The organism is Aeromonas sp. PS2Canimalfood6 (assembly GCF_048276795.1).
Classification (GTDB): Bacteria; Pseudomonadota; Gammaproteobacteria; order Enterobacterales; family Aeromonadaceae; genus Aeromonas; species Aeromonas caviae.
The window spans coordinates 12,496-29,253 of record NZ_JBLUXC010000032.1; the positions used below are offsets into that span (position 1 = coordinate 12,496).

Here is a 16,758-nt window from a genome sequence, read left to right on the forward strand (position 1 = left end):
GGGCGAAGCCGCCCCCGGATGGCCTGGGCGGCACCGCCGCCCGGGCATTGACCACATATCCTGCCGCCCTCTTCGTGTCAGACGGGGCAAATGGGTCGCCAGTTATGATTTTTCCGTGGTTCTCTCCGGTTTCAGACCGCCGGAGTAGACGCAAATCGCGGAGTTGTAGCTGTTGAAGGTGACCGCGTAGTTGAAATCGCAGAAATAGGCCGGGTGCTTGGTGGCGACAATGTCCCCCGCCTTGCATTTGTCCTGCATCCCCTCCACCAGGGTGTCGTTGTTTGACCCGAGACAGGCCTTGCCGGTGGTCTTGTCACCGCCGCAGGCCATCAGAAGGGCGCAGACCGAGAGACTCATCAACCATTTCGCTGTGTTGTGCATGTGTGTTCCCAAGAGATCGGAGAGATGGCGGGGAAGGGCGTGAGCGCGGCGCTGCCCGATGAAGGCGGCCAGCGGGCACGCTGCCGCCCCTGACTGTCGCTGCCACCGTGCGCCCTGCCCCTTGCCGTGAAAAAGGGGCCAACAGGCTCCTGCGCCCTATATTACGGACCCGAGGCGGTCTGCGTCACCCCTTGTCGTTGCAAGTGGCGAACATTAAACGGGTTTCGTGCGCTGGCTCAAAGGCGGGCCGGGGCCTTGGCGGCCCCGGCGGGGGAAGGGGTCAGGGGGAGGGGAAGTATTTGTGCTGGAGCTGCTGGAAGTCGCTGCTGGCCAGCACCTGGGTCAGGCCGAGCTGGAACTCCCTGACCAGGGCATCGTCCACCGGGTGGCTGAAGGCGAAACAGTACTGCTCGGAGCTCAACATCCAGCGCACCTCGAACTGGGCAGGATCCAGCTGCTGGGTCTTGATGAGATCCAGCAGGGTGGACTTGTTGCTGGAGACCAGATCGACCCGGCCCGAGGTGAGCATGCGCAGGGCCTGGGAGAGGCGGTTGGCGGTCATGATCTTCTGCTCGTCGAAGCCTGCGTTGAGCAGCAGTTGCTCCCCCACGTCGGATCGCACGGCGCCTATGGTGTAGCGCTGGGCATCTTCCAGGCGGGTCAAGGTCAGGGGGCGACTGGCGAGCCCCATCAGCACTATCTCGGCATAGCCGATGGGGCAGGCCCACTTGAACAGGGGATTGCGCGCCTCGGTGCGGGCGGTGGAGAAGAGCACCACATTGGGTTTCTGGGTCAGCAGGTAGTAACCCCTGGCCCAGGGCAGGATGCTGACGGGCTGGACAGGGGTGCCGGTCTTTTGCCACACCAGGTGCAGCAGGTCGATGGCAAAGCCGGTCGGGGCGCCATCCTCCCCGGTGAAGTTGTAGGGTTTGTACTCTTCGGTGAGGTAGTGCAGGCTGGCGAGCGCCGGGCTGGCCTGGGTCGCGGGAGTGCCCCAGACCATGGCCGCGAGGGCGGCGCAGGCGACCAGTCTGCGAAGGGGGACTGCAATGTCTATGTTCATCCTGACCGTCCTGCTGCCGAGTGCCCAGTTTCAAGTGTTGCCAAGTCACGGCGTTTCGCCACCCGGCGCAGACGTTATCCGTCGGGGGTTGTCATCATTTCGCCACTCTCAACCGGGTCGGCGCCCCCTTTTTACCAGGCCGGGCGGGTGTGACCCAGGGGGGTGAACGCTTCGTCCCTCAGCCCCACCAGCAGGGTGCTGCCATCCTCCTGCAGACGAAACTCGCCGTAGCGGGCCGACTCATACTGATCTCCCGTGCCCTCTTCGAAGAAGAAGGCGTCAGGCCCGATAAACCACTGGCCGTCGCGCTGGCGCACCTTGAGCAGGCGCTCCCCCGGGCCCGGGGCCTCGGGCTTGCCCCCTTCCACCCAGTGCACCACCTGATGTTCATCCAGGCGAACGACCAGGGTGTGGGGGCCGGCGGCGGCCTGGCGCACCGCCAGCTGGCGGGCGAGGGCGTAGTTCAGGCGCATGTAGTCCCCCTGCATCAGGGAGCGGGGGTCGACCGGTGCCAGCTCGATCAGCACCACATCCCCCTGGCTCATGGCGTGCTCGAAGCGCCAGACGGTGGCGTTGATGCCGGCGAGCAGGGCAAGACCGGTCAGCAAAAAGGCGAGGCGTCTCATGAGGGGCTCCTGTGGTGAAGGTGCTTGAGCCACTGACGGGTACCGAGCAGCAGGGCCCCCGAGGCGAGCAGCAGCCAGGACTTGGTCATCAGGGTCAGCCCCAGATCGTAGTAATAGAGGGAGCCAAAGCCGAGCAGCAGCAGGCCTGCCAGGGTCATCAGAGCCAGGCTGCCGGCGTAGAAGCCGAGCACCAGCACCAGGGCGCCAGCCCCCATGCCGGGAATGATGGCGCTGATCACCACCAGCGGCAGCCCGTAGCGCAGCGGCAGCCTGAGGCGAACCATGACCGCGAGCAGCAGGGCGGCGCAGAGCAGGGGATTGAGCCAGAGGGGCAGGCGGGAGCTGCCGAGCTCATTGAGCACGCTGGTGCCTCCCTCCCACAGGGGGTGGTGCAGCCGTCCCAGCACCAGCAGGGAGAGTGCCAGCCCCAGGGTGAGGGATTCATAGAGCAGATGGCGGGCGGGATCGCGCTCCGCCTGCAGCCAGCACAGGGCGACGGCGCCCATCACCAGCGGCAGGGCCAGCAGGTGCAGGCCGAGGCAGGCGAGGGCGAGGGTGAGCAGGATGGCGGCGGCGAAGCTGTGGAACAGCCTGATCAGCCAGTGCTCGAACAGGGCGGCCACCCCGAGGGAGAAGGCGGTCAGACCGAACCAGAGCCACGCGACGTTCAGATCCAACCTGTCCAGCAGGCCGTAGAGCAGCCAGGCATCTGCCGCCAGCGCCAGCGCCAGCACGAACTGATCCCAGAGATCGCTGCGGGTCGCCATGCGGTTGAGACCGAGGGCGGCGGCCATCAGCACCATCCCCATGGTGAGGGCGTTGTTGGGGTCGCGGGTCAGCTGCTCGAAGGCCATGAAGAGGAAGAAGAGCAGGAAGAGGGCGGCTATCCAGCCCACCATGCCGAGCAGAAAACGGCCCGACCAATGGGGCTGTTCATCCCGGGGGGCATCCCCTTCCACAAGTTGGGCAGCACGCAGGCGCTCCCAGGGGGTGAGATCAGACATGCTGCCTCCGTTGTTGTTGCAGCCAGCGGCTGGCCATCACCGACAGGCCGATGGCGATGAGGGCCAGCAGCAAAAAGCCGTTCATGTCCGGCTCCATCCACTTGCCAAGGGCCGCGAGGATCACGGCGATGAGGCTCAGGCACCCCATGGCGAGCCCGGCGATGAACCTGTGGTGCCAGCGCAGGTAGGCGGCGCCGAGCCAGGCGAGCCAGGCAGGCCAGACCCAGGGAGAGGCGGCATCGAACAGGGCCAGCAGGGTGAGCAGGGTGATGCCGAGCCCCGCAGCCAGCCCCGCGAGCCAGGAGGGCATCAGGGCGTAGCGGGCGGGCACCAGGATGAGCAGACCCCAGAGGGCGGCGTTGAGCAGGGTCAGGCACCAGCCGAGGGCCTCCTCGTTGAAGGAGAAGAAGAGATCGAGAAGACCGAGCCGCCAGTAGAGCACCAGGGCGAGCTGACCGAGCAGCCAGGCCAGGGTCCAGAGCAGCGGGCTTCTGCCAAGGGCCGCCAGCGGCAGCAGCATCAGGGCCCAGGTGGCGAAGAGCTGCCAGGGGTCGGCGCCGGTCTGGTAGGTCTGGCCCACCAGGGCGAGCAGGGCGCCGAGGTTGAGGGCCAGGGCCAGCAGCAGGGCCTGGCGCGGGGTGTCACTCATGGGTTTGCGCCAGAGCACCAGGAGCATGGCGAGCAACGGCAGCTCCAGCAGGGCGAGACGTGAGAGGCGCCCCAGGGCCTGCCAGTTGAAGGCGACGAAGAAGACGAGGCCGGCGCCAAGGCAGAGGCAGCCGAGCCAGAGCAGCAGCCTGTCGAACAGCCACTGCCAGCGGGCAGGGCCGGGGGGCAGATCGCACAGGGCCAGGGCGGCAGGCAGCGAGGCCCGTGGCAGGCGGCCGCGCCTGACCCAGTCGAGCAGGGTCTGTCTTGAGGTGAGGTGCATGGGGGCTCCTGAAGCCGTGATGCCTGAAAGATAAGGCATTATGGCACGGCGCCGCGTCTCGGGGCAGGGGCGCCGTCGGCGCTGCGACACTGGTCGCGGCACGGGGCCATGTCTTTGCACTAAAAAGGCCCCCGCCGTGAGGAGGGGGCCTGAAGGACGTCCGGGGCGGCGGTGGCGATCAGTGCTCACGCTGATCCCCCGCCGGCTTCTATGGAGGTCAGGCGAAGATCAGGGTGGAGATGCCAAGCCCCGCAAAGAGGATGGCGCAGGCAATGCGGATCCCCTTGAGGGGGAGCTTGTCGGCCCCGAGCTTGCCGAGCAGCACCACGGGCACGTTGGCCAGCATCATGCCGAGGGTGGTGCCGGTGATCACCTGGATCAGGGAGTCGTACTTGGCTGCCAGCAGCACGGTGGCTATCTGGGTCTTGTCACCGATCTCGGCGATGAAGAAGAGCACGAAGGTGGCCATGAAGGGGCCGTACTTGTCCAGGGAACTCTCTTCATCGTCCATCTTGTCCGGCACCAGGATCCAGGCGGCCATGGCGATGAAGGCGCCAGCGACCAGCCAGGTCATCACCTTGGGATCCATCCAGCGACTGATGAATTCCCCTATCCAGGCGGCACCCGCGTGGTTGAGCAGGGTGGCAGCCAGCATACCGGCGATGATGGGCCAGGGTTTGCGAAAACGACAGATGAGCAACAGGGCCAGCAGCTGTGTCTTGTCGCCGATCTCGGCGATGGCAACGCTGATGGTGGAGGTTAACAAGGCTTCCATAAAAATGACCGGGGGACGGAATTGTTATAAACCAAAGACAAGCCTGCGCCATCCGTCCCCGGTTTTGGCACTGGCCCGTCAAAGGTCTTGTCAAATCCGGCATTGCCCGGATCACCCTGACCATGGTGAGTTGGCACCAAGTATGTTGATCAGGATCGCGCACGAAACGGGTCCGTGGCGAGACTACTCCCCCTCGATGGGAGCGGGCATTCTAGGGAAAAAACCCCGGTGAGGCAAGGCGCGGGATGGGGAATTATCCCCCCACCAGCTTGACCTGAAAGCCGGCCTTCTCCAGTTCGGCCTTGATGAGGTCCCGTTTGTCCCCCTGGATCTCGATGATCCCCTCCTTGAGACCGCCGCCGGTACCGCACTTTTTCTTGAGCATGGTGGCGAGGGCCTTCTGCTGGTCGACGGGAACGCCGTGGATGCTGATGACCCCGGCCCCCTTGCGTCCCTTGGTCTCGCGGCGGATGCGCACGACCCCGTCGGCGGGGAAGGGGGAGGCGTGCTGGGCGGGGGCGGATTCCTTGATCATGCCGCCGTCCGTGCTATAGACCAGGCGGCTGTTGTTGTCGTGACTCATGGCAATACTTTGTCGGTTAGCTAAGCGGAGTTTGATTTTACGCAAATAAATGTTGAGGGCACAGCTTATAATCCCCCCATTAAAAGCGAATTATTCTTGTTTAACTTCAGGAGCCCGTCATGGTACTCACAGAGCTGTCGCCGGGACAGAGCGCTCGCATCACGCACATGAACCACCTTGGCCGCGCCTTGCGGCGCAAGCTGATGGTGATGGGGCTGCTGCCCCAGACCGAGATCCTCTATCTGCGGGCCGCCCCCCTGGGGGACCCGCTCCAGATCCAGTGCCAAGGCATCTGCCTCTCCATGCAGCGGAGTCTGGCCCAGCAAATCGAGGTGGAGCCGGTATGAGCTACAACCTGGTCACAGTGGGCAATCCCAACAGCGGCAAGACCTCCCTGTTCAACGCCCTGACCGGCTCCCGCCAGCAGGTGGGGAACTGGAGCGGGGTCACCGTCGACAAGAAGATGGGGGCCTTTGCTGCCCGCGGGCAGGAATACACTCTGGTGGACCTGCCCGGCATCTATGCCCTGGCCAACCAGGAGGCGAGCCTGGACGAGCAGATCGCCAGCCGCTTCGTCCAGCGCCAGCAGCCGGATCTGCTGCTCAACGTCATCGATGCCGCCAACCTGGAGCGCTCCCTCTACCTCACCCTGCAACTGCGGGAGCTGGGGCTGCCCATGGTGGTGGTGCTCAACAAGATGGATCTGCTGCAAAAGCGACGCATCACCATCGACGAGGCCTTGCTCGCCAAGGCGCTGGGGTGCCCCGTGGTGTCGCTCTCGGCCCACAATCGCCAGCAGGTAGCGGCCTTCAAAGAGGGGATCCATCAGTTTATCGGTCAGTCCCAGCCCGCCCTGATGCTCGACTACGGTCAGCCCCTCGAGGGGGACATCGCCGAGCTGGAGACCCTGCTTGCCCCCCATCATCTGCATCGCCGTGGCCGCGCCCTGCGCCTGCTGGAGGAAGACATTGCCATGCAGGAGACCCTGGCGGCGGGGCAGCAGGCGGCGGCCGACAACGTGGTGAGCCGTGCCCACCACGCCCAGGACATCGACCTGCAACTCGCTGATTTGCGCTACGGCCATATCCACCACTGGTGCCAGCAGGCGTGCCGTCATCAGGACAAGCTCACCGTCGCCCAGAGCGAACGGCTGGACAGGGTGCTGCTCAACCGCTGGGTGGGCATCCCCTTCTTCCTGCTGGTGATGTACCTGATGTTCATGTTCGCCATCAAGATGGGCAGCGCCTTCATCGACTTCTTCGACATCCTCGGGGGGGCCCTCTTCGTGGACGGAGTGCACCACCTGCTGGGGCTGATGAGTGCCCCCGACTGGCTGGGGGCCGTGCTCGCGGACGGCGTGGGTGCCGGTTTGCAGACGGTGGCGACCTTCATCCCCGTGGTGGGCTGCCTCTTTCTCTTCCTCGCGGTGCTGGAGAGCTCCGGCTATCTGGCCCGCGCCGCCTTCGTGGTGGACGCCCTGATGCGTCGCCTCGGCCTGCCCGGCAAGGCCTTCGTCCCCATGCTGATGGGCTTTGGCTGCACCGTGCCCGCGGTGATGGCAACCCGGACCCTGGGGTCGGAGCGCGAGCGGCTGATGACCTCGGCCATGGCACCCTTCATGTCCTGCGGTGCCCGTCTGCCGGTCTACGCCCTGTTCGCGGTGGCCTTCTTCCCCGAGTCGGGGCAGAACCTGGTGTTCGGTCTCTATCTGTTCGGCATCCTGGTGGCGGTGCTCACCGGCCTCTTCCTGCGCAGCACCCTGCTGCCGGGCAAGAGCGACTCCATGGTGATGGAGATGCCCGATTACGAGTGGCCCCGTCCGGTGGACGTGGGGCTGCGCACCTGGCAGAAACTCAAGGGCTTCATCTTCGGCGCGGGCAAGACCATCGTCCTGATGGTGGCGGTGCTGAGCGTGCTCAATTCGCTGGGCACCGACGGCAGCTTCGGCAACCAAGATCAGGAGAACTCGGTGCTGAGCAAGCTGAGCCAGTCCGTGACCCCGGTGCTGCATCCCATAGGCGTGCGGGACGACAACTGGCAGGCCACGGTGGGCATCCTCACCGGCATCTTTGCCAAGGAGGCGGTGGTCGCTACCCTCAACAGCCTCTACGCTGGCGGCGCCGGTGATGAGGAGGAGAGTGAATACTCCCTGCTGGGCAGCCTGAAAGCGGCGCTGGCCACCATTCCCGCCAACCTGGCGGACATCGACCCCGCCGATCCCATGGGGCTCAAGGTGGGGGATCTGGAGGACAAGCAGGCGGCAGCCGAGGCCCAGGAGGTGGACACCTCCACCTACGGCAACATGCAGACCCACTTCGACGGCGTGGCCGGAGCCTTTGCCTACCTGCTGTTCGTGCTGCTCTACATGCCCTGCGCCGCCGCCATGGGGGCTCTGGTGCGCGAGACCGGTCGCCAGTGGGCCCTGTTCACCGCCGCCTGGTGCAACTACGTCGCCTTCCTGTGCGCCACTCTCTTCTATCAACTGGCGACCTTCGCCGCCCACCCGGCGCAGAGCCTGGTCTGGAGCCTGAGCTATCTGTTCTCCCTGGTGCTGCTCTGGTGGCTGGGGCGTCGTCACGGCGACATCGTCGCCCGCAAGGTGGTGACCCTGTGAAGGGGCTCATGGTCAGGGGCGAGTGCGCCGAGAGGGAGGGTATTCTGTGATCCTGCGTGAACTGGGGGACTATCTGGCCCTTCACAAGAAGGTGAGCCGGCGGGCGCTGGCCCGCCACTTTCACACCTCCGAGGATGCGGTAGAGGCCATGCTCGGGGTCTGGATGCGCAAGGGGCGCGTCGCCAAGCGGGAGAGCCGCCTGTGTGGCGGCTCCTGCTGCGGCAAGCACGAAGAGGTGACGTTCGAGTGGTGCGAGCCCGGCCAGATAGGGCTGATCCAGAAGGGGTGATGCCTGCCCATATGCAAAAGGGAATCCGAGGGTTCCCTTTTTCGTGGCCGCCGGGCCCGTCTCAGAAGAGGTCGCCCTCGTCCTTGGTGGGCTCCAGGCTCCAGCCGCTCGCCGCCGCGCTGTTGCCAATCTGGCCCTTCTCCCGCCAGAGTTTGATCTTGAGGCGCAGGTTGTTCTGGGAGTCCGCGTTCTTCACCGCCTCCTCCTCGTCGATCACCCCCTCGACCACCAGATCGAACAGAGTGCTGTCGAAGGTCACCATGCCAAGGGCCCTGGATTTTTCCATGATCTCCTTGAGGCCGCCAAACTCGCCGCGCTTGATGAGATCGCGCACCGTGTGGGTTCCGAGCATCACCTCCACCGCCGCCCGGCGCCCGCCGTCCGTGGTCTTCACCAGCCGCTGGGAGACAAAGGCCTTGAGGTTGTTGCCAAGGTCGTTGAGCAGTTGGGGTCTGCGCTCTTCGGGGAAGAAGTTGATGATGCGATCCAACGCCTGGTTGGCGTTGTTGGCGTGCAGGGTGGAGATGGCCAGATGCCCGGTTTCCGAGAAGGCGAGGGCATGCTCCATGGTCTCCCGATCGCGGATTTCGCCGATGAGGATGACGTCCGGTGCCTGGCGCAGGGTGTTCTTCAGGGCCGCGTGGAAGCTGCGGGTATCCACCCCCACCTCCCGCTGGTTGATGATGCTCTTCTGGTGGCGATGGACGAACTCCACCGGATCCTCGATGGTGATGATGTGGCCGCCGCTGTTGCGGTTGCGATGATCGATGAGGGCCGCGAGCGACGTGGACTTGCCGGACCCCGTGCCGCCGACGAAGAGCACCAGACCCCGCTTCTCCATGATGGTGTCGAGGAGCACCGGAGGGAGTTTGAGATCCTCGAAGCGGGGGATCTCGGTCTTGATGTTGCGCGCCACCAGGGAGACTTCATTGCGCTGCTTGAAGATGTTGACCCGAAAACGGCCTATCTGGGGCAGGGAGATGGCGAGGTTCATCTCCAGCTCTTTCTCGAACTGCTGTTTCTGCTCGAGATCCATGATGTCGTAGGCGATGCGGGCCACCTCGCCCGGCCCCAGGGGCTCTTGGGTGAGGGGGCGCAGGGCGCCGTTGAACTTGGCGCAGGGGGGGGCGCCGGTGGAGAGATAGAGATCGGAACCATCCTGTTTGGCCAGGATCTGCAGCATGTCTCTCAATTCCATGAGGGGCCTCGTCGCTCAAAGGGCTGGGGGATGATGAATGGCTTGAGTGTACAGCCTCAGGCGCCGGTCAGTTTTTCGCGGAACACAAAAAAGACCGCGCCCAGGATGCACAGACCCGCCCAGAGGTAGTCCCACTTCAGATCTTCTTTCAGATAGAAGATGGAGAAGGGAACGAACACGGTGAGGGTGATCACCTCCTGCAGGATCTTGAGCTGGCCGACGGAGAGCACGGTGTGGCCGATGCGGTTGGCGGGCACCTGCAACAGGTATTCGAACAGGGCTATCCCCCAGCTCACCAGGGCGGCGATGATCCAGGGTTTGTGATTCATGCTCTTGAGATGGGCGTACCAGGCAAACGTCATGAAGACGTTGCTGCAGATGAGCAGGCCGATACTGGTCATAATGGGGTTCATTAGGTTCTCCTTTTAAATCAATGCATTTTATCTCGACTCCATGGGTTTTCATAAGTGGTGCTTGAGGGTATTTTTAGCTCACAAGGATGTAACAAAAGAAGGCGAAAGCTGGATGGGCAAGACAAGCTGGGGTGCGCTTTGTCTGTTGTTTGCCTGCTGGGCGCAAGGTGCGCCGACCCTGACGGTGGCCACCGATGTCTGGCCGCCGTTTCGCATGCTGGCAGAGAACGACGACTTCCAGGGGCTGGATATCGACATTCTGCGCCAGTTGCAGGCACGCAGCGGCATTGTGCTCACCCTCAAACGGGTGCCCTGGGGACGGGCACTCAAACAGATGCAGACCGGTCAGGTGGATCTGATGATAGGGCTGGCTCACACCGAGGAGCGGGCCGCCTTCATCGACTACCTGCAGCCGTCCTATTACCAGTGCCGGCCTGCCTTCTATGGCAAGCCCGCCGCCGTGGCAGGTCTCAGGCGCTACGAGGATCTGCGAGGCCGCGAGATAGGCTATGTGCTCAACTCCGCCTACTTCCCCCCCTTCGATGGCGACACCCAGCTAGACAAGCACGGGGTTCCTACCGAAGACCAGTTGCAGCGCATGGTGGAGCGGGGCCACCTGCCCCTGATGATAGGGACCGACTGCCAGGTGGATTACGCCCTGAGCCAGCACAACGACGCCGGCCTCGTCAAGGCGCCCTTCCAGCCCCCCAACCCGGTGGTGCTCTACCTCGGGATGAGCAAGCACTCACCCCACCACGAGCTGGGCCCCAAGCTGGCGCAGGCGTTGCAAGCCATGGTGGAGAGCGGCGAGATAGCGGCGCTGGCCAAGCCCTACCAGCCTTGACCTTGGGTGGTAACGCGCTGTTATCATGCAGCTTTCCTGCCTGCCCCCCGGCGGGCCTCGCTTCTTGGGGATCCCGTGTATCTCGCTCTCATCCGTCGCCAGCAGCGCTGGCAGCGCCGCTGGCTGCTCCTGCTGTCGCTGCTGACTCTGGCCCTGTTCCTGCTCTCCCTCGCCCTCGGGGAGTTCGTGCTGCTGCCCTGGCAGCCGCTGGGGGATCTGGAGCTGCGCATCCTGCTGGAGCTGCGCCTGCCGCGCGCCCTGCTGGCCCTGCTGGCGGGGGCCTCCCTTGCCTGCGGTGGTGCCGTGCTCCAGGTGATGCTGCACAACCCGGTGGCGGAACCCGGCCTGCTCGGCGTCTCGAGCGGCGCTGGACTGGCCGCCATGGTGGCGATGGCGGTGGCCAAGGGGCTCGGGCTCTATCTGCCGGGCTGGGGGCTGTCGCTGGCGGCCTTTGGCGGCGCCCTGGTGGTGACCATGCTGCTCATCCGTCTCGCACGCCGGGCACGGCTCGGCCATGGGCGGCTGCTGCTGTTCGGGGTCGCCATCGGCATCCTCACCAATGCGGCCATGACCTGGCTGATGTATTTCGCCGACGACGGCGCCTTGCGGGAATTCATGTTCTGGATGATGGGCAGCCTCGCCTACGGCAGCCAGCAGCTCGCCTGGTGGTGGCTGGTGCTGCCCCTCACCCTCGGCTGGCTCTGCTGGCAGGGGCGGGCACTGCAACAACTGCTGCTGGGGGAGACCCAGGCCCGCCTCATGGGGTTGAACGTGGACAGCATGCGGGTACGCCTGGTGCTGGCGGTCTGCCTGCTCACCGGGGTGGCGGTCTCCCTGTGCGGCGTCATCGGTTTCGTCGGCCTGGTGGTGCCTCACCTGCTGCGCCTGTGCGGTGGCAGCGATCAGCGCTTCCTGCTGCCCGCCTCGGCGCTGGGGGGTGGCGCCCTGCTGCTCGGGGCCGATCTGGTGGCCCGCTCGGCGCTGCACGCCGGTGAACTGCCCATCGGGGTCATCACCGCCTCGGTGGGCGCCCCGCTCTTTATCTATCTGCTGCTGAGGCAAGATGCCGATGTGTCCCGCTGATCCCGCCCCCTGGCGGCTGGAGGCCCGCGCCCTGGCCATCCCCCATCGCCTCGCCCCCCTGGATCTCGCCTGGTCCGGCGGTCAGCTGGTGGCCCTGCTCGGCCCCAACGGCAGCGGCAAGTCCTCCCTGCTCGGGGCCCTGGCGGGCCTGCTGCCCGCCGATGGCGCCGTCTTGCTGGGAGGAGAGGTCATCACGACCCTGAGCTGGCCCGAGCTTGCAACGCGGCGCGCCATGCTGCCCCAGCGCCAGCCCCAGCTGTTCCACATCCCGGTGTTCCAGGTGCTGAGCCTGGGGCTGGAGGAGGGGGGCCCCGATGCCCAGGCGCAGGCGGTAGCGGATGTGTGCGACGCCCTGGAACTGGCGCCTCTGCTGGCACGGGACTTCAGCCGATTGTCCGGGGGGGAGCAGCAGCGGGTGCTGATCGCCCGCACCCTGCTACAACTGTGGCCAAGCCTCAATCCGACCGGGCGGGTGCTGTTGCTGGACGAACCCCTGGCGGGGCTGGATCTGCATCACCAGATGGCGCTGCTGCGGCTGCTCAAGCAACTGGCCGCGCAGGGACTGCTGGTGGTGGTGGCCATCCACGACATCAATCTGGCCATCGACTGGGCGGATCGCGTGCTCTGCCTGCAACAGGGCCGCGTGGTGGGGGAAGGGGACGTCGGGATCATCGACGAGGCGCTGCTGGAGCGGGTGTTCCAGATCCGTACCGATCGTATCGAGGCGGCCGGCCGCACCTGGTTTATGCCGAGTCTTTGAGAACGGGGCGCAGAGGAGAGATAGCGTTTGTAGGGTCGATTAGCGAAGCGTAATCGGCCGCCTGCAAGAATAAGGGGCCAGTATCAGGAATACTGGCCCCTTTGCTTTATATTCGCTGTTCAGCCCAGCTTGTCCAGACGTACCTTGGCCGCTTCGGCCAGCATGGCGAGCAGGGTCTCGGTGTCTTCCCATGACAGGCAGGCATCCGTGATGCTCTGGCCGAAGGATGATGGCGCAGCCGTTAACCCTGGCGGGTTTTCTCCAGCCGCACCTGGGCGGCTTCTGCCAGCATGGCCAGCAGGGTTTCGGTGTCACTCCACGACAGACAGGCATCGGTGATGCTCTGGCCGAAGGTGGCGGCACAGCCGTTCTCCACGTCCTGACGCCCTTCCACCAGGAAGCTCTCGGCCATGATGCCGGCGATGCCGGTGCGGCCGCGGCGCAGCTGATCGCAGATATCCTGGGCCACCAGCAGTTGGCGGCGGTGATCCTTCATGCTGTTGCCGTGGCTGAAGTCCACCACCAGGCGCTCCGGCAGGCCCACCTGGGCCAGAGCCTCGCACGCCTCGTCGATGCTGGCGGTGTCGTAGTTGGGCCTGTGGCCGCCGCGCAGGATCACGTGGCCGTAGGGGTTGCCGGCGGTGCGGTAGATGGTCATCTTGCCGTCCTTGTCCGGGGAGTAGAAGATGTGGCTGTGACGGGCGGCGCGCACCGCATCGATGGCGATGCGGGTGTTGCCGTCGGTGCCGTTCTTGAACCCCACCGGGCAGGAGAGGGCGGAGGCCATCTCCCGGTGAACCTGGGACTCGGTGGTGCGCGCGCCGATGGCGCCCCAGGTGATGAGATCGCTGATGTACTGGCCGGTCACCATGTCGAGGAACTCGGTGGCGGTGGGCATGCCGGTCTCGTTGATGTCCACCAGCAGCTTGCGGGCCATTTTGAGCCCTTCATTGACGTCGAAACTGCCGTCCAGGCGCGGATCATTGATGAGCCCCTTCCAGCCGACGATGGTGCGCGGCTTTTCGAAGTAGGTGCGCATCACGATGCACAGGCTCTCTTTGTACTCTTCACGCAGGGTGTTCAGACGCAGAGCGTATTCGTGGGCGGCGGCAGGATCGTGGATGGAGCAGGGGCCGACGATGACCAGCAGGCGCTGATCTTCACCGGACAGAATGGCTTCCACTTGGCGGCGGGCATCCAGCAGGTTCTGGGCGATGGTGTCGGTTAACGGGAAGGCGTGCGCCAGCTCGCTGGGGGTGATCAGGGCCTCCAGGCGACGGGTGCGCAATTCATCGGTGTGAATGGACATACGACTCAATTCTCGAGTGGATAAGGTGGGCGGGATGCCAAAATGCAAGGGAATAAAATAAAGCAAAAGTCACCCGATGGAAACCTTGGGCGGCTCTGATAGGATGTGAACCCAAAAGCCATTTCAAATGAGGTAGTTATCGTGGCAAAGCCAGGCGCGACCGGGATCACCCGCATCATCAACGCAACCGGTTACAGCATGAAAGGTCTCAAATCGGCCTGGGTCAACGAGGCCGCCTTCCGTCAGGAGCTGCTGCTCATCCTGCTGCTGATGCCGCTGGCATTCTGGATAGGTGACTCCCTCAACGAGATCCTGCTGCTCGTCTGCATCAGCTGGTTGGTGGTGATCGTCGAGGTGCTCAATTCCGCCGTGGAGGCGGTGGTGGATCGCATCGGCTCCGAGCATCACGAACTCTCGGGCCGCGCCAAGGATCTGGGCTCCGCCGCCGTCTTCATCGCCCTGGCCCTCAATGCCCTGGTGTGGGGCGCCCTGGTGGGCCGCAACCTGCTGGGCTGGTGGTAGGTTGCGAGAGCAACCTTTCTCCTGACATAAAAAAGCCCGTCATCACGACGGGCTTTTTGCTGCGCAGATAAGGGCTTATCAGTGCAGGATCCGGGCACGGATGGTGCCATTGATCTCTTTGAGACGGGCCAGGGCCTTCTCGCTGTGCTCGGTTTCGACGTCGATGACCACGTAACCGATCTCGCTGCTGGTCTGCAGGTACTGACCGGCGATGTTGATCCCCTCGTCGGCGAAGATCTGGTTGATCTGGTTCATCACGCCGGGCTGGTTGCGGTGAATGTGCAACAGGCGGCTGGAGCCCTTGTGGCCGGGCAGGGAGACTTCCGGGAAGTTGACCGCGGAGAGGGTGGAGCCGTTGTCGGAGTATTTGACCAGCTTGTTGGCCACTTCCAGACCGATGTTCTCCTGGGCTTCCTGGGTGGAGCCGCCGATGTGGGGGGTCAGGATCACGTTGTCCAGGCCGCGCAGCGGGGTGAGGAACTCCTCGTTGTTGGACTTGGGCTCCACCGGGAAGACGTCGATGGCGGCGCCCGAGAGGTGACCGCTCTTGATGACGTCGGCCAGGGCGTCGATGTCCACCACGGTGCCGCGGGAGGCGTTGATGAAGATGGCGCCCGGTTTCATCATGCGCAGTTGCTCTGCACCGATGAGATCCTTGGTGGAGGCGGTTTCCGGTACGTGCAGGCTGATGACGTCAGACATGTTGAGCAGTTCCACCAGGTTCGGCACCTGGATGGCGTTGCCAAGGGAGAGCTTGTTCTCGATGTCGTAGTAATAGACCTTCATGCCGATCATCTCGGCGATGATGCCAAGCTGGGTGCCGATGTGGCCGTAGCCGATGATGCCGAGCTTCTTGCCGCGGGCTTCGACGCTGCGGTTGGCGAGCTTCTCCCAGACGCCGCGATGGCACTTGGCGTTCTTCTCGGGAATGCCGCGCAGCAGCAGCAGGATCTCCCCCAGTACCAGTTCGGCCACGGAGCGGGTGTTGGAGAAGGGGGCGTTGAAGACGGGGATGCCGCGCACGTGGGCGGCGTCGAGGGAGACCTGGTTGGTGCCGATGCAGAAGCAGCCGATGGCCACCAGCCTGGTGGCGGCATCCAGCACCTTCTCGGTGATCTGGGTGCGTGAACGCAGGCCCACGAAATGCACGTCACGAATGCGCTCGATCAACTCCTCTTCCGACAGGGACGTCTTCAGATATTCCACATTGGTGTAGCCGGCTGCCCGAAAGGTCTCCACCGTGTTGGGATGGACTCCCTCCAGCAGCAGTACCTTGATCTTATCCTTGTCCAGCGAAAACTTGACTGTCATGACGTTCCCTCTATTGTTTTGAAAAATGCGTTCAGGCTTGCAGTGTGAAGAAAACCGTAAAGTAGCAAAAACGTTTGGGAGAGGGAATATTTGTGACGAAAGTCAAATTCTTTGAAGTTATCAACGATTGTTGCAGATGTGCTGCTACAAGCCATTGAGGGATAAATAGAAACGGCGCCATCAGGCGCCGTTGTCATATCACGGGAGCAAAGAAGAGGGATCTGATGACCCCGATCGCCCTCCCGCCGTCACCCTTGCTGGGTCACGACGCCATCCGGCGTGCCGATCAGCACCACGTCGGCGCCACGGTGGGCGAACAGGCCGTTGGTGACCACGCCCACTATGCTGTTGAGCTGGGTTTCCAGCTGCTTGGCGTCGGTGATGGCCATGCCCTTGACGTCCAGGATGATGTTGCCGTTGTCGGTGATCACCCCTTCACGCCAGACCGGGTTGCCGCCGAGCGCCCGGATCTCGCGGGCCACGTATTCGCGGGCCATGGGGATCACTTCCACCGGCAGCGGGAAGGTGCCGAGCACGTCCACCGTCTTGGTGTTGTCGATGATGCAGATGAACTGGTCGGCCACGGCGGCGACGATCTTCTCGCGGGTCAGGGCGGCGCCGCCCCCCTTGATCATGTCGCGGGTGGCGTTGATCTCGTCGGCGCCATCCACGTAGACGGAGAGGGTATCGACGTCGTTGAGGTCAAACACCGGGATGCCAAAGCCCTTGAGGCGCTCGGTGGAGGCGACGGAGCTCGATACCGCGCCCTTGATCTCGTCCTTCATGGTTGCCAGCGCATCGATGAAGTGGTTGACGGTGGAGCCGGTGCCCACACCGACGATGGAGCCGGGTACCACGTATTTGCGCGCAGCCCAACCGGCCGCCTTCTTCATTTCATCTTGAGTCATGATGGATCCTTATGGAAAAAGCGGGCGCATTATATCCAAGCCGCCTCCCCGGGGCGACCATGGCGCTCACGTTCCGGGGCAAAAATCCCCAAGATGTAAATCGTTTGCCTGTTTATTGAGCCGAGGGGCGGGGAAGGGGCGATC

Annotated in this window: 19 protein-coding genes; 7 read left to right on the forward strand and 12 right to left on the reverse strand. The window is 64.1% G+C overall.

Annotation, left to right across the window (positions count from 1 at the left end):
- Positions 1-102: 102 nt before the first annotated feature.
- The 7 genes from ACNPAA_RS13470 to ACNPAA_RS13500 all read right to left on the reverse strand — a co-directional run bounded on the left by ACNPAA_RS13470 (position 103) and on the right by ACNPAA_RS13500 (position 5,363).
- Positions 103-381, reverse strand: coding sequence for a hypothetical protein (locus tag ACNPAA_RS13470; protein ID WP_029314742.1), 279 nt, complete (start codon positions 379-381; stop codon positions 103-105).
- 280 nt (positions 382-661) lie between these two features.
- Positions 662-1,384 carry a substrate-binding periplasmic protein gene (locus ACNPAA_RS13475; RefSeq protein ID WP_041215870.1) on the reverse strand — a complete coding sequence of 241 codons (723 nt, stop codon included), beginning with the start codon at positions 1,382-1,384 and terminating at the stop codon, positions 662-664.
- A gap of 191 nt (positions 1,385-1,575) precedes the next feature.
- Positions 1,576-2,070, reverse strand: a complete 495-nt coding sequence (locus ACNPAA_RS13480; RefSeq protein ID WP_114523256.1) for a GDYXXLXY domain-containing protein — start codon at positions 2,068-2,070, stop codon at positions 1,576-1,578.
- On the reverse strand, positions 2,067-3,074 hold the full coding sequence (locus ACNPAA_RS13485) for a DUF4401 domain-containing protein (RefSeq protein WP_103242925.1): 1,008 nt from the start codon (positions 3,072-3,074) through the stop codon (positions 2,067-2,069). Before ACNPAA_RS13485 ends, ACNPAA_RS13480 begins: the two co-directional genes overlap by 4 nt.
- Positions 3,067-4,005, reverse strand: a complete 939-nt coding sequence (locus ACNPAA_RS13490) for a DUF2157 domain-containing protein (protein ID WP_042014993.1) — start codon at positions 4,003-4,005, stop codon at positions 3,067-3,069. The genes ACNPAA_RS13485 and ACNPAA_RS13490 overlap by 8 nt, the downstream gene beginning before the upstream one ends.
- Before the next feature lie 217 nt (positions 4,006-4,222).
- Positions 4,223-4,780, reverse strand: coding sequence for a TMEM165/GDT1 family protein (locus ACNPAA_RS13495; protein WP_010675206.1), 558 nt, complete (start codon positions 4,778-4,780; stop codon positions 4,223-4,225).
- Positions 4,781-5,033: 253 nt separating this feature from the next.
- Complete coding sequence (locus tag ACNPAA_RS13500; protein WP_279987952.1) at positions 5,034-5,363, reverse strand: translation initiation factor; 330 nt, start codon at positions 5,361-5,363, stop codon at positions 5,034-5,036.
- Between the two features lie 119 nt (positions 5,364-5,482).
- On the opposite strand from ACNPAA_RS13500, the gene ACNPAA_RS13505 reads away from it, so the two are divergent.
- From ACNPAA_RS13505 to ACNPAA_RS13515, 3 genes are read left to right on the forward strand one after another with little or no spacing between them, the layout of a single operon-like run.
- Positions 5,483-5,710 carry a FeoA family protein gene (locus tag ACNPAA_RS13505; protein ID WP_010675204.1) on the forward strand — a complete coding sequence of 76 codons (228 nt, stop codon included), beginning with the start codon at positions 5,483-5,485 and terminating at the stop codon, positions 5,708-5,710.
- Entirely contained in the window at positions 5,707-7,977 is a 2,271-nt protein-coding gene (gene feoB / locus ACNPAA_RS13510; RefSeq protein ID WP_279987953.1) for a Fe(2+) transporter permease subunit FeoB, read from the forward strand. The genes ACNPAA_RS13505 and feoB overlap by 4 nt, the downstream gene beginning before the upstream one ends.
- Positions 7,978-8,023: 46 nt before the next feature.
- A complete protein-coding gene (locus ACNPAA_RS13515) occupies positions 8,024-8,266 on the forward strand; it encodes a FeoC-like transcriptional regulator (RefSeq protein WP_010675202.1) in 243 nt (80 codons plus the stop codon).
- Positions 8,267-8,327: 61 nt separating this feature from the next.
- On the opposite strand, the gene tapW is transcribed toward ACNPAA_RS13515, so the two are convergent.
- Complete coding sequence (gene tapW, locus ACNPAA_RS13520; RefSeq protein ID WP_029314740.1) at positions 8,328-9,464, reverse strand: type IVa pilus ATPase TapW; 1,137 nt, start codon at positions 9,462-9,464, stop codon at positions 8,328-8,330.
- Positions 9,465-9,520: 56 nt separating this feature from the next.
- Complete coding sequence (locus ACNPAA_RS13525) at positions 9,521-9,877, reverse strand: DMT family protein (protein WP_010675200.1); 357 nt, start codon at positions 9,875-9,877, stop codon at positions 9,521-9,523.
- Between the two features lie 112 nt (positions 9,878-9,989).
- On the opposite strand from ACNPAA_RS13525, the gene ACNPAA_RS13530 reads away from it, so the two are divergent.
- The 3 genes from ACNPAA_RS13530 (at position 9,990) to ACNPAA_RS13540 (ending at position 12,564) form a co-directional block, all read left to right on the forward strand.
- Positions 9,990-10,721 carry a substrate-binding periplasmic protein gene (locus tag ACNPAA_RS13530; RefSeq protein ID WP_103242927.1) on the forward strand — a complete coding sequence of 244 codons (732 nt, stop codon included), beginning with the start codon at positions 9,990-9,992 and terminating at the stop codon, positions 10,719-10,721.
- A 75-nt stretch (positions 10,722-10,796) separates the two neighbouring features.
- Positions 10,797-11,804, forward strand: coding sequence for a vitamin B12 ABC transporter permease BtuC (gene btuC, locus ACNPAA_RS13535; RefSeq protein ID WP_039041213.1), 1,008 nt, complete (start codon positions 10,797-10,799; stop codon positions 11,802-11,804).
- Positions 11,791-12,564 carry an ATP-binding cassette domain-containing protein gene (locus ACNPAA_RS13540; protein WP_042014689.1) on the forward strand — a complete coding sequence of 258 codons (774 nt, stop codon included), beginning with the start codon at positions 11,791-11,793 and terminating at the stop codon, positions 12,562-12,564. The genes btuC and ACNPAA_RS13540 overlap by 14 nt, the downstream gene beginning before the upstream one ends.
- Before the next feature lie 241 nt (positions 12,565-12,805).
- Here ACNPAA_RS13540 and ACNPAA_RS13545 read toward each other — a convergent pair whose 3' ends face one another.
- Positions 12,806-13,873 (reverse strand): 3-deoxy-7-phosphoheptulonate synthase, encoded by a 1,068-nt coding sequence (locus ACNPAA_RS13545; RefSeq protein WP_323937806.1) that lies wholly within the window; start codon positions 13,871-13,873, stop codon positions 12,806-12,808.
- A gap of 141 nt (positions 13,874-14,014) precedes the next feature.
- Between ACNPAA_RS13545 and ACNPAA_RS13550 the strand changes: the two genes are divergently transcribed.
- Complete coding sequence (locus tag ACNPAA_RS13550; protein ID WP_052816484.1) at positions 14,015-14,395, forward strand: diacylglycerol kinase; 381 nt, start codon at positions 14,015-14,017, stop codon at positions 14,393-14,395.
- A gap of 78 nt (positions 14,396-14,473) precedes the next feature.
- Here the strand turns inward: ACNPAA_RS13550 and serA are convergent, their stop codons facing one another.
- Both serA and rpiA read right to left on the reverse strand, forming a co-directional pair.
- Complete coding sequence (gene serA / locus ACNPAA_RS13555) at positions 14,474-15,706, reverse strand: phosphoglycerate dehydrogenase (RefSeq protein ID WP_268426569.1); 1,233 nt, start codon at positions 15,704-15,706, stop codon at positions 14,474-14,476.
- Between the two features lie 248 nt (positions 15,707-15,954).
- Complete coding sequence (rpiA, locus tag ACNPAA_RS13560) at positions 15,955-16,614, reverse strand: ribose-5-phosphate isomerase RpiA (protein ID WP_323937805.1); 660 nt, start codon at positions 16,612-16,614, stop codon at positions 15,955-15,957.
- Positions 16,615-16,758 lie beyond the last annotated feature (144 nt).

Coding starts and splice junctions, on each gene's coding strand:
- ACNPAA_RS13505 (WP_010675204.1), top strand. CDS start 5,483: ATGGTACTCACAGAGCTGTCGCCGGGACAGAGCGCTCGCATCACGCAC.
- ACNPAA_RS13485 (WP_103242925.1), bottom strand. CDS start 3,074: ATGTCTGATCTCACCCCCTGGGAGCGCCTGCGTGCTGCCCAACTTGTG.
- ACNPAA_RS13475 (WP_041215870.1), bottom strand. CDS start 1,384: ATGGTCTGGGGCACTCCCGCGACCCAGGCCAGCCCGGCGCTCGCCAGC.
- feoB (WP_279987953.1), top strand. CDS start 5,707: ATGAGCTACAACCTGGTCACAGTGGGCAATCCCAACAGCGGCAAGACC.
- ACNPAA_RS13490 (WP_042014993.1), bottom strand. CDS start 4,005: ATGCACCTCACCTCAAGACAGACCCTGCTCGACTGGGTCAGGCGCGGC.
- ACNPAA_RS13480 (WP_114523256.1), bottom strand. CDS start 2,070: ATGAGACGCCTCGCCTTTTTGCTGACCGGTCTTGCCCTGCTCGCCGGC.
- ACNPAA_RS13500 (WP_279987952.1), bottom strand. CDS start 5,363: ATGAGTCACGACAACAACAGCCGCCTGGTCTATAGCACGGACGGCGGC.
- ACNPAA_RS13545 (WP_323937806.1), bottom strand. CDS start 13,873: ATGTCCATTCACACCGATGAATTGCGCACCCGTCGCCTGGAGGCCCTG.
- ACNPAA_RS13525 (WP_010675200.1), bottom strand. CDS start 9,877: ATGAACCCCATTATGACCAGTATCGGCCTGCTCATCTGCAGCAACGTC.
- rpiA (WP_323937805.1), bottom strand. CDS start 16,614: ATGACTCAAGATGAAATGAAGAAGGCGGCCGGTTGGGCTGCGCGCAAA.
- ACNPAA_RS13540 (WP_042014689.1), top strand. CDS start 11,791: ATGTGTCCCGCTGATCCCGCCCCCTGGCGGCTGGAGGCCCGCGCCCTG.
- serA (WP_268426569.1), bottom strand. CDS start 15,706: ATGACAGTCAAGTTTTCGCTGGACAAGGATAAGATCAAGGTACTGCTG.
- ACNPAA_RS13495 (WP_010675206.1), bottom strand. CDS start 4,780: ATGGAAGCCTTGTTAACCTCCACCATCAGCGTTGCCATCGCCGAGATC.
- ACNPAA_RS13470 (WP_029314742.1), bottom strand. CDS start 381: ATGCACAACACAGCGAAATGGTTGATGAGTCTCTCGGTCTGCGCCCTT.
- tapW (WP_029314740.1), bottom strand. CDS start 9,464: ATGGAATTGAGAGACATGCTGCAGATCCTGGCCAAACAGGATGGTTCC.
- ACNPAA_RS13530 (WP_103242927.1), top strand. CDS start 9,990: ATGGGCAAGACAAGCTGGGGTGCGCTTTGTCTGTTGTTTGCCTGCTGG.